Origin of the sequence: Glycomyces rhizosphaerae (assembly GCF_042647865.1) — a bacterium.
GTDB classification, from domain to species: Bacteria; Actinomycetota; Actinomycetes; order Mycobacteriales; family Micromonosporaceae; genus Glycomyces; species Glycomyces rhizosphaerae.
Genome location: NZ_JBHRWO010000021.1, coordinates 1036745 through 1048622 on the forward strand (window position 1 = coordinate 1036745; position 11878 = coordinate 1048622).

Consider the following 11878-nt stretch of genomic DNA (forward strand, 5'->3'; position numbering starts at 1 on the left):
ATCCGCCTGCGCGCCACCGACGCCGCCGGGTGTTGCTAGCCGCTCGCTTGAGCGACGTCGAGGTAGTCGATGTTGGGCAGACCGTTCGCGGTGGTCGGGTCCCATCGGACGGTGTTGGCGCCCGCGCGCAGTTGGACGGTGACGGTCCGGGTGGTCCAGGTGTTCCACGCGCCGGTGGACCCGAACGGGGTCGTCTCCACTCGGGTGCCGTTCACGATCAGGTCGCCCGGTCTTCCGGTGGTGCCGCCGTTGGCATAACGGAGGTTCAGCGTCGCCGTCCCGGCGGCCGTGGCCTGCACGGTGAACTCGGCATAGGCGCTGTCGGTGTTGTCGCCGTTGCAGAATCCGGTCCCGGAATAGCCCGAGTGGTTGCCGTCGATGGCGCCGGTGCAGGTCGCCCCGGAGCCCTCGGCCTCGTAGCGGGTCGCGCTGCCGGGATCGGCCCCGCCCTGTCCGACGAGCGAGAACTGGTCGGCGACGAGGTTGCCGCTCCCGCCGGTCACAGTGACCGTGGCGGTCCCGGCCGACAGCGCGATGCCAGTGAGTTCGCGTTTGGCCCAGCCGCTCGACGACGGGCACCGCAAGCGGCATCGGGTCCAAGGGGGTATCGCGCCCGATCGCTAGGCACTGCTCAGGGCGCCGGGGTTCGCGTCAGAAGTTGTGAACGTGCACGCAACCTAGCCAGGTGCAGGTATGCGTTTTCGACCATGATCGTGATCTGGAAATCGCCATCATTTTATCGTAACAATCCTTTCCTAAATGCCATATAAGGTGCAAAAGCGCCTTGTCTTCAGTGATGCATGTCGCTAGGTTGATGTAAACGTTCACAGTTCGACGCCGCTCCGGCGCCGACATCCCTCGACTGAGACAAGGACACACCATGCGAGGCAAGAGAGTTGCCGCCTTGGCGACGGTGGCCGTACTGGGCCTGAGCGCCTGCGGCGGACCCGCCGAGGAGGAGCAGTCCTCCGAACTGGAGTGGGACGCCGAGGCCGGCCAGTACGTCATCGAGGAGGCCATCGCCTCCGGCGAAGTGCCGCTCAAGGTCTGGTTCGAAGAGGACTACCTCGCCGAGGCCGTCATCGCGGCCTTCAAAGAGGAGTTCAAGGACGAGTACCCGAACATGAAGATCGAGTATGAGCTCGTCGGCAAGCACGACGCGGTCGACAAGATGGCCCTGGCCGGCGAAGCCGGGACCGGCGCCGACGTCTTCATGACCTTCTACAACGAGATCCCCAACGCGATCGACGACGGCACCGCCGCCCCGCTGGGCGAGTACACCGGCGTCCTGAACGAGCGCATCAGCGAGGCCTTCACCAGCGTCGTCACCGCCGAAGACCAGATGCACGCGGTCCCGGTGACCACCGAATCGCTCGGACTCATGTACAACACCACACTCCTCGAAGAGCTGACCGGCTCCTCCGAGCCCGCCACCACCTGGGAGGAGATCCAGGCGCTCGCCGCCGAATACAACGATCCAGGCGCCAACCGCTGGACGATCCGCATGTCCACCATGGAGATCTACCGCGCCTACCCGATCCTCTCCGCCATGGGCTGGCAGGTCTACCCCGACGGCAATCCGGACAACCCCGGATTCGACGACCCGGCGCTGACCGCCGCGCTCGACTACTACGGCGGCCTGCGCGACATCTACAACGTGCCCAGCGCCGACAGCACCTGGGAGGTCATCGAAGAGGGCTTCGCCAAGGGCGAGACCCCGTACGTCATCACCGGCCCCTGGAGCTTCTCGCTCTTCGACACCGGCGCCGCCGAGAACGGCTTCGAGTACGGCGTGACCACCCTCCCCGGAACCGCGGGCGGCGAGACCCCCGGCGCCTTCGCGGGCATGCACGTCGCCGCCGTCTCCGGGTACTCCGAGTACCCGGCCGCGGCCCGCGTCTTCGCGAACTTCATGGCCTCCGACGCCGGTGCCGCCGCCGTCTACGCCTCGAGCGGCCAGATCCCCGCGCTCAACCAGGACCTGCTCTCGGGCATCGAAGGCATCGCGGACGACCCGCACGTGGCGGGCATCGTCGCGCAGTCGGCCAACGCCGAACTCATCCCGCAGGTGCCGGAGTACTTCTGGGAGGTCGGCGACGCGATGGTCGTCGACGTGTGGGACGACTTGTCCGACTCCGCCGCCGCCCAGGAGAAGGCCGTGACGACCTACAACGAACTGCACGGGCTCTAGGAACCGACCGCTGTGACCACCACTGAGACACCCGCAGCCCCGGTCCGGGCCCGCGCCCCGCGCGGTCCGGGCCGGGCGGGCCCCGGGCTTCACCCATCGATACCGGGCCTCGCCTCGGCGCTGGTGTGGGGCGCGGGCCAGCTCATCAACCGCCAGGCCGGCAAGGCCGCGTTCTTCTTCGCGTTCTTCGCCGGCACGGTCGTCTGGGAGATCGCCAGCGGCAATTACTACGCCGGCATGGAGTTCACGCCGCGCCTCAACGGCGGGTTCTTCGTCCGGGGCCTGTGGGGGCTGTTCACGCTCGGCACGCAGCCGCGCGAGATGACGATGACGGGCCTCACCGAGGGCGACAACTCGATCGTCCTCATGGCCAACGGCCTCATCGCGCTCCTGACGCTGGCGCTGCTCGCGATCATCTGCATCTGGAGCATCCGCGATGCGGCCCGCTACCGGACCGCGCTGAACTCCGGCGGCCGGGCCGAGACGTCAGTCGACTACTTCAAGCGCTTGTGGGAGAGCGCCTTCGCCTTCATCGCGCTCGCACCCGGTCTGATCCTCCTGGTCTTCATGTCGGTGCTGCCGGTGCTCTTCGGCATCCTCGTGGCGTTCACCGACTACAGCCGCGACAACCTGCCGCCGAAGAACCTCGTCAGCTGGGTGGGCTTCGAGAACTTCGCGACGATCTTCGCCGTCCCCTCGTGGGCCTCGACGTTCGTGGACATCCTCGGTTGGACGATCGTGTGGGCGGTGATCGCCACGGTCACGACGTACGCGGCGGGGCTGCTCATCGCGGTGATACTGGCGAGCAAGCGGGTCAGGTTCCCGCGTCTGTGGCGCTCGGTGTTCCTCCTGCCGTGGGCCGTGCCCGCGATCGTCTCCGCGCTGGTGTTCCGCTCGATGTTCAACGGCCAGTTCGGACCCGTCAGTCAGTGGCTGGTCGACATGCGCATCACCGACGAGCGCGTCTACTGGTTCACCGACCCGACCAGCCCGAACCTGGCACGAGCGATCGCGCTCCTGGTCAACCTGTGGCTCGGGTTCCCGTTCTTCATGGCCCTGGTCGGCGGTGTCCTCGCGAACATCCCCGAGAACTACTACGACGCCGCCCGCATCGACGGCGCCGGGCCGCTGCAGCAGTTCCGCTACATCACGATGCCGATCGTCCAGCGGACGGTCACGCCGCTCATCATCCTGTCGTTCGTGCACAACTTCAACAACTTCGGGGTGATCTACTTCCTCACCGAAGGCGGACCAGACAATGTGGACTACCGCTTCGCGGGGAGCACCGACCTGCTCGTCACCTGGCTGTTCAAGCTCACGCTCGACAACCGCCTCTACAACATCGGCGCGGTGATGAGCCTGGTCATCTTCGTCATCGTCGGCGCCATCTCCGTGGTGAACCTCAACCGCACCAAAGCGATCCGGGAGCTCTGACCCATGGCCGCCATTCCAGCGAAAACCGGGGGCCGCCCCTCGGAGCCCCGCCAGCGTGTGCGCGCCGCCGCCGCCGGCGCGCTGATGCACCTCGTCCTGGTCATCGTCGCGGTCATCGTGATCTACCCGCTCATGTGGGTCGTCGGCTCCTCGTTCGGCCCCGGCGGGGGGTTGGCCAATGCCACACCCATCCCCGAGAACGCGACCTTCGACAACTACGTCCACCTGTTCACCCAGACGAACTACGGGCGCTGGTACCTCAACTCGCTCTACGTCGCCACGCTCAACATGGTCGGCTCGGTCGGCCTCTCCGCCCTGTGCGGGTGGGTGTTCGCCCGCATCAGGTTCCGGGGCCGCAAGGCCAGCATGCTCGGGATCCTCATCCTCCAGATGTTCCCCAGCTTCCTGACCGCGATCGCCGTCTACATGCTGTTCCTCAACTTCGGCCTGCTCGACTCCCTCACCGGTCTCGCACTGGTGAGCATCGCCGCGGCCCTGCCCTACAACACCTGGCTCATGAAGGGCTACACCGACAACCTGCCGGCGAGCCTCGACGAGGCCGCCGCGCTCGACGGCGCGGGACGGCTCACCATCTTCCGGAAGATCGTGCTGCCGCTCATGCGGCCGATGCTCACCTTCGTGGCCATCACGTCGTTCACGGCGCCGTGGATGGACTTCATCCTGCCTCGCCTGCTGCTGCAGAGCAGCGGCAAGCAGACCGTGGCCCTGGGCCTGTTCCAGATGATCACCGACCAGTACAGCAACGACTTCACTACCTTCGCCGCCGGCGCGGTAGTCCTCGCCGTGCCCATCACGATCCTCTACATCGTCCTGCAGCGCCACCTGGTCACCGGAGCCATGGCCGGCGCGGAAAAGGGATGAGACCACAACGGCCGCAACAGGCCCGTTCTACTTCGGCGGCGGCCCCGTGCCGCCGGAGCGGTCGCCCCTCGGCGCCCGTCCCACCGATCGCAAAGGAGCGACACATGAGACGGATGATCGCGGTGGCCCTGACGGTCGCCATGAGTTTCGTCGCGTTCGCCACGGCCTCCCCGGCCCAGGCCGTCCGAGACGACTTCTACATGGGCGTCGACATCGGCACGCTCGTCGAAGTCGAAGCCGCAGGCGAGCGCTTCTACGACGACGGCGTGCAAGGCGACGCCATCGAGATCATGGCCGACAGCGGCGCCAACCTGGTGCGGCTGCGGCTGTGGAACAACCCGTACAGCAGCTCGGGCCAGCCGTACGGCGGCGGCACCAACGACCTGGCGAAGACGATCGCGCTGGCGCAGCGCGCCAAGGCCCTCGGCATGGACGTCCTGCTCGACCTCCACTACTCCGACTTCTGGGCCGACCCGGGCAAGCAGATCAAGCCCAAGGCCTGGCAGAACCTGAGCTACAGCCAGCTGACCACCGCGGTGCGCAGCTATTCGCGTGACGTCGTCTCGCAGATGACCGCCGCGGGCGCGAAGCCCGACATCGTCCAGGTGGGCAACGAGATCACCAACGGGATGCTGCAGCCCACGGGCAGCACCTCCAACTGGTCGCAGCTCGGCGGCCTGCTCAAGGCCGGCATCGCGGGCGTCCACGAAGGCGGCAGCGGCATCGAGATCGCGCTGCACCTCGACCGCGGCGGCAACAACGCCGCCTACCGCACCTGGTTCGACAACGCCCGCGCGCAGGGCGTCCCGTACGACATCATCGCCATGTCGTACTACCCGTACTGGCACGGCACCATGAGTCAGCTGCGCGGCAACATGAACGACGTGTCCGCGCGCTACGGCAAGGACGTCATGGTCGTCGAGACCGCCTACGCCTGGACGCTCGCGGACGGCGACGGTCGCGGCAACATCTTCACCAGCAGCCACGCCCAGGAATCGGGCTATCCCGCCACCGTGGCGGGCCAGACGCAGTTCCTGCGCGACCTGCAGGACGCCATCGCCGACGTGCCGAACGACCGCGGGCGGGGCCTGGTCTGGTGGGAGGCGGCGTGGACCGGCGACACCAGCTGGGCCAAGCCCTCGGGCATGTCCTACATCAACGACCAGGCCGGCGAGAGCAACTCCTGGGACAACCAGACCCTGTTCGACCACAACGGGAACAAACTGTCCACGCTGGACTTCTTCGGCGAGGTCACCGGCGGCGGCGATCCCGGCACCGGCGAGAACGTGCTGACCAACGGGAGCTTCGAGTCCGGCAGCGGCCGAACGGCGACCGGCTGGAGCGTCTGGGCGCAGTCCAGTACGAACACCGACGCCGCCTTCCGGGAGACACGCGGAAGCTTCCACCAGGGCGTCGCCAAGTTCACGCACTGGAAGAGCACCGCGTACACCGTCTCGACATATCAGTCGCGAAGCGTCCCGAACGGGACCTACACGCTCACCGCCTGGATCATGAACGGCGGCGGCCAGAACGCCGCGCGCATGTACGCCAAGAACCACGGCGGAACCGAACGGCAGGCCAACCTGCCGGTGGCCTCGGCCTGGACGCAGGTGTCGATCACCGGCATCCAGGTCGCCAGCGGGCAGATCGAGATCGGGTTCTACTCGAACGCGAACGCGGGCAACTGGATCAACTTCGACTCGGTGAGCCTCGTGCGAACCGCGTGAACCCCGGGGCCGCCCGCCTCCCGCGGGCGGCCCCTTCGATGATCGACCGGAACTCGAGGAGGCGTTGCAGCACTTGGAACGGAAACGACCGACGATCCATGACGTGGCCGAGGCCGCGGGCGTCTCGCGCGGCACGGTCTCCCGTGTCCTCAACGGACTGCCCAACGTCTCCCTCGCCGCGGAAGTCGCCGTGCGCCGCGCGGTGAACGACACGGGCTATGTCGTGAACCGGGCGGCCCGGAGCTTGAAGACCAGCCGCACGGGTTCGATCGTCATGGTGCTGTCGGAGCCGCAGGAGCGCCTGTTCGAGGACCCGAACTTCTCGGTGCTCATGCGCGCGGCCACGAACCGGCTCGCGGACCGCGACATGTCGCTGGTGCTCATGATCGCCGGTGACGACGGCGGCCGCGACCGGGTGGCCCGCTACCTGCGCGGCGGCCACGCCGACGGGGCGCTGCTCATCTCGACCCACGCGGGCGACCCGTTGCTGGAGGCCGTCGAGCGCAGCGGCGTCCCGGCCGTGGCCTGCGGCGCGGTCCTGGGCCGCACAAGTGCGATCCGCTACGCGGCCGCCGACGACCGCGGCGGCGCCAGGCTGATCACCGAGTATCTCGTGGGCCAGGGGCGCAGGAAGATCGGCATGATCACCGGTCCGCTCGACACTCCCGGAGGCGCACTGCGCATGGAAGGGTTCACCAGTGTGCTCGGCCGCAAGGTCGCCAAGCGCATGGTGGTGCACGGCGACTACACGCAGGCCGGGGGTGAGCGGGCCATGACCGCGCTCCTCAAGAGCGTCCCGGCGCTCGACGCGGTCTTCGTCGCCTCTGACCTCATGGCGGCCGGTGCGCTGCAGGCCCTCCAGCGGGCGGGCCGCGCCGTTCCGGGCGATGTGGCGGTGGGCGGTTTCGACGACTCCGCGATCGCCGCGGCGACGAGCCCCATGCTCACCACTGTCCGCCAGCCGCTCGACCAGGTCGCGGATGAGGCCGTGCGAATGCTCATGGCCCTGCTCGACGGTGAGCCGGCCGAGTCGGTGGTGCTGCCGACCGAGCTGGTCGTCCGCGGCTCCGCCTGAGCCGCATCGGCCCTGGGAAAAACGTTCACAAGCGCTTGCCGGAGGGCTTGACCGAGTATCGATTTATCCATATAATTCAATTTGTTGTAACCGCTTCCATGGAAACTGACGCCCTTCGTCCGGAAGGGTGTCGACACGAACGGGGCCGCCCCGGCAACGGCCTCTTTGACACGAAGTCCCCAGGCGACGCCTCGGGCGCCCGCACTGTCACGGCTCGGCCGTGCCGTTCAAGCGCACCGCAACGCGGGCGGCCGGGGACGCCATTCTCCGCAACCTCACTCAAGGAGTACCCATGTCAATGCAGCGCAGGACCTTCCTCGGCCTCGGCGCCATGGCGGCCGTCGGCGCGGGCGCCGCCCTCCTGGGCGGCGGCCCGGCGCTCGCCGACCCCGCCCCCTCCACCCCGTTCGCCGTCGGCGTGCGCCGCTACAACTGGACCCGCGGCAGCCGTCCCTGCACCACCTATGTCTACTACCCGGCCACCGGCACCGCGGGCGGCAGCCCGGTGACTGACGCCCCCGCCGCGAACGGCGTCTTCCCGGTCTACAACTTCACCCACGGCTACGGCAGCAGCCCCCAGAACTCCCTGTTCATCATCCGGCGGCTCGCCGAGGCGGGCTTCGTCGTCCCCGCCCCGCACTTCAACCACAACTTCACCGACGTCAACAACGGCAACACCTCCAAGGACGTCTCGCAGATTCTCACCAACACGCTCGCGCTCAACGCGAGCGGACCCTTGGCCGGGCGCATCAACACCGGCATCGGCGTCGGCGTCTCGGGTCACTCGCTGGGCGGCATGACCACCCACGGGCTGCTGACCTCCTGGCCCGACAGCCGGATCGTCTCCGCCAACCCGCAGTCCTGCGTGGACATGGGCAACCCCGCGGCCTCGGTGAACGCCAAGGTCCTCTTCGTCCACGGCGACAGGGACTCGACCACGTCGTACTCCTCGGCGCGCCAGGCGTACACCGAGATGACCTGGCCCAAGGCGTTCCTCACCTTCGTCGGCGGCAGTCACACCAGCTTCTGGAGCGACCAGCGGTTCCCGAACACCGTCATCGACTGGGCGCGCTGGACCATGTACGGCGACACCGCAGCGCGCGACCGCCTGCCCGCCGACGCGGCCGGGTCGAACACCCGGTGGGAGTCCCAGCTCGGCGACACGCCCAGCCCCACGGGCAACTACCGCTTGATCGCCCAGCACAGCGGCAAGTACGCGGACATCGACGCGCTTTCCACCGCGGCCGGCGCACGGCTGATCCAGTGGGCGCCGACCGGCCGCACCAACCAGGACTTCGCGTTCGTCGACGCGGGGGACGGCCACTTCCGGATCAAGGCCCGCCATTCGGGGCTGGTCCTCCAAGCGGCGAGCAACAGCAGCGGTGCCGACATCACCCAGCAGCCTGAAAGCACCTCCACGAGCCAGCAGTGGCGCGTCGCCGACAACGGCGACGGCACGGTCAGCCTCATCAACCGCTCCAGCGGCCTGGCCATGGACGTCTGGGAGAGGTCCACCGCCGACGGCGCGCGCGTCTCGCAGTACACCCCCAACGGCAGCGCCAACCAGCGCTTCACCCGCCAGGCTGTCTGACCCTCGCCATTGGATCGATACAACCGCCCGCCGCGGCGGTACGTCCGGCCAAGGCCGGCACCGTCGCGGCGCGCGTCCCCACGACCATCTGACATGGAGTGAACATGCACCAGCCCACCTCTCGACGGGCGAGACGCTTGCGAGCCCCCGCTGCGGCGGTGATAGGCCTCGTGGCCGCGGCCGCCACGATGATCACGCTGAACGCCGCCGACGCCGCCACGGTCCGGTATGAAGCCGAGAGCGCCCCGGCCACCTGCGACGGCACCATCGACACGAACCACGCCGGCTATTCCGGCAGCGGGTTCTGCAACTCGAACAACGCCGCAGGCGCGGCGAACCAGTTCACGGTGAACGCCGCCAGCGCGGGCACCGCGACGCTCGCGATCCGATACGCCCACGGCGGCACCGACGCCCGCTCGGCCGACATCGTCGTGAACGGTGCGACCGTGCAGGCCGCGAGCGCCTTCCCTGCGACCGGAGCGTGGACGACCTGGTCGACCAAGACGGTCACGATCCCGGTCAGCGCCGGGTCGAACACCGTCCGCCTGTCTGCCTCCACCGCAGCCGGTCTGGCGAACATCGACTACGTCGAGCTCGAAGACGGCGCCCCGCCCCAGCAGGGCGACGGCCGCTACGAGGTCGAGGAGCTGACGCGCGGCGTGACCGTGGTGCCTTCGGGCAGCGGGCGGCTCGTCTCGTGGCGGCTGCTGGGCACCGATCCGTCCAATGTGGCGTTCAACGTCTACCGCGACGGCACCAAGCTCAACGGCTCACCCCTGACAGGCGCCTCGAACTACCTCGACACCAGCGGCTCCTCGTCCTCGCAGTACACGGTGCGGACCGTGGTCGACGGGGCTGAAGGAGCGGCTTCGGGTGCTGAAGCGGTGTTCAACTCCAGCGGCTACCTCAACATCCCGATCCAGCGGCCCTCCGCCAGCGGCTTCACCTACGAGGCGAACGACGTCAGCGTGGGGGACCTCGACGGGGACGGCGACTACGAGTACATCGTCAAGTGGTATCCCTCCAACGCCAAGGACAACGCGCAGGCAGGGGTCACCGGCAACACCATCATCGACGCCTACCGGCTCGACGGCACCCGGCTGTGGCGTATCGACCTGGGCCGCAACATCCGCTCGGGCGCGCACTACACGCAGTTCCAGGTCTTCGACTACGACGGCGACGGCAAGGCCGAGGTCGCGATGAAGACCGCCGACGGGACCCGCGACGGCGTCGGCACCGTCATCGGCAACGCCAGCGCCGACCACCGCAACGGCGACGGCTACATCCTGACCGGGCCGGAATTCCTGACGGTTTTCAACGGCCAGACCGGCGCGGCGATGGACACCGTCAACTACAACCCGCCGCGCGGCAACGTCTCCAGCTGGGGCGACAACTACGGCAACCGGGTCGACCGGTTCCTCGCCGGGACCGCCTACCTCGACGGCGAGACCCCGTCGATGATCTTCGCCCGCGGCTACTACACGCGCTCGGTGATCTGGGCGGTCGACTGGAACGGCACCGACCTGACCACCCGCTGGACCTTCGACTCCAACACCGCCGGATCGCAGTACGCGGGCCAAGGCGCGCACAGCCTCTCGATCGCCGACCTGAACGGCGACGGGAACCAGGACGTCGTATACGGCGCCATGGCGGTCGGCTCGAACGGGCAGGCGCTGTGGAACACCCGGTTCGGCCACGGGGACGCGCTGCACGTCTCGGACTTCGTGCCGAGCCGCGCGGGCCAGGAGGTCTTCATGGTGCACGAGGCCGGCAACCAGCCTTCCTCGCACCTGAACGGCTCGAACGGCCAGGTCATGTTCCAGACCGGTGCGAGCGGCGACAACGGCCGCGGCGTGGCCGCCAACGTCCTCGCCTCCAACCCGGGCGCGGAGTACTGGTCGGCGAACGTCGGCGGCCTGCTCAACGCCTCGGGCCAGAACATCGGGTCGAAGCCCGGCTCGATGAACTTCCTGTCCTGGTGGGACGGCGACGGCGAGCGCGAGCTGCTCGACGGCACCCAGATCACCAACTACCCGTCCGGAACGCTCCTGAGCGGATCGGGCGTCACCTCGAACAACGGCACCAAATCGACCCCGGCGCTGTCGGCGGACCTGTTCGGTGACTGGCGTGAAGAGGTCGTGTGGAAGACCTCGGACAGTTCGGCGCTGCGGATCTACGCGACGCCGCACCAGACGAACCTGCGGATCGCGACGCTGATGCACGACGTCCAGTACCGGGTCGCGATCGCCTGGCAGAACACCGCGTACAACCAGCCGCCGCACCCGAGCTTCTACATCGGCGGCGACGTGGCCTCCTATCCCTGGCCCGATATCCACACCCCATAGGACCCCGCGGCCCCGGGCGCCTGTGCCGGAGCGCCCGGGGCATGCGGTGACCATGCTCGATCCATTTTCCCAGCCGGCGGCCGTCCGCGCGGCCGCCGGCACGGCATCGCAAGGCCTACAACAAGGAGGCCCCTTAGATGAAACGTCGCACCGCCATCAGCGCGGCGCTCGTCGCCGCGCCGGCGGCACTGCTCGGCTTCTCCGCGGCCCCGGCGTCCGCGGCCGCGCCGTCGCTCGGATCGCCGTCGCTCACCACGCTCACCACCGACGGCCGTACGGCGCTGACCTACACCGGTTACATGAACGGCGAGTCGTTCCAGCAGGACGGCATCACGACGTTCGACGGCTGGCAGTACACGGCCTGGTGGGACCAGCCCGGTTACGTCAACCTGGCCCGCCGGGCGACCGCCGCCGCCTCGTGGCAGACCATCCGCCTCACCGACTACCGGACGACCTCGACCGACTCGCACAATACGATCTCGATCGGCATCTCCGGCCAAGACGGCACGATCCACCTCTCCTTCGACATGCACAACTCGATCCTGAAGTACCGCAAGTCGATCGCGGGTCTGGCGACCTCGCCGACGACCGCGAACTGGTCCGCCTCGAGCTTCGGAGCCGTGTCCAACTCAC

The 11878-nt window shown here is 68.3% G+C and carries 9 protein-coding genes; 8 read left to right on the forward strand and 1 reads right to left on the reverse strand.

Features of this window, described 5'->3' with window-relative positions; all coding sequences use genetic code 11:
• Window positions 1-35 precede the first annotated feature (35 nt).
• Entirely contained in the window at window positions 36-584 is a 549-nt protein-coding gene (locus ACFO8M_RS25005; RefSeq protein WP_387980565.1) for a CBM35 domain-containing protein, read from the reverse strand.
• 296 nt (window positions 585-880) lie between these two features.
• Here ACFO8M_RS25005 and ACFO8M_RS25010 point away from each other — a divergent pair, with 296 nt between their 5' ends.
• The 8 genes from ACFO8M_RS25010 to ACFO8M_RS25045 all read left to right on the forward strand — a co-directional run.
• Window positions 881-2191, forward strand: coding sequence for a sugar ABC transporter substrate-binding protein (locus ACFO8M_RS25010; RefSeq protein WP_387980567.1), 1311 nt, complete (start codon window positions 881-883; stop codon window positions 2189-2191).
• A 12-nt stretch (window positions 2192-2203) separates the two neighbouring features.
• The gene (locus tag ACFO8M_RS25015) at window positions 2204-3625 is read left to right on the forward strand and encodes a carbohydrate ABC transporter permease (protein WP_387980569.1); all 1422 of its coding nucleotides are present in this window, start codon (window positions 2204-2206) and stop codon (window positions 3623-3625) included.
• Window positions 3626-3628: 3 nt separating this feature from the next.
• A complete protein-coding gene (locus ACFO8M_RS25020) occupies window positions 3629-4507 on the forward strand; it encodes a sugar ABC transporter permease (protein ID WP_387980570.1) in 879 nt (292 codons plus the stop codon).
• A 104-nt stretch (window positions 4508-4611) separates the two neighbouring features.
• Complete coding sequence (locus ACFO8M_RS25025; protein WP_387980572.1) at window positions 4612-6234, forward strand: glycoside hydrolase family 53 protein; 1623 nt, start codon at window positions 4612-4614, stop codon at window positions 6232-6234.
• A gap of 73 nt (window positions 6235-6307) precedes the next feature.
• A complete protein-coding gene (locus ACFO8M_RS25030) occupies window positions 6308-7309 on the forward strand; it encodes a LacI family DNA-binding transcriptional regulator (protein ID WP_387980574.1) in 1002 nt (333 codons plus the stop codon).
• Window positions 7310-7601: 292 nt separating this feature from the next.
• Entirely contained in the window at window positions 7602-8900 is a 1299-nt protein-coding gene (locus ACFO8M_RS25035) for an RICIN domain-containing protein (protein ID WP_387980576.1), read from the forward strand.
• A 158-nt stretch (window positions 8901-9058) separates the two neighbouring features.
• Entirely contained in the window at window positions 9059-11245 is a 2187-nt protein-coding gene (locus tag ACFO8M_RS25040; RefSeq protein WP_449267477.1) for a rhamnogalacturonan lyase family protein, read from the forward strand.
• Between the two features lie 137 nt (window positions 11246-11382).
• A partial coding sequence (locus ACFO8M_RS25045; protein WP_387980577.1) for a BNR-4 repeat-containing protein occupies window positions 11383-11878 on the forward strand: 496 nt, incomplete at its 3' end.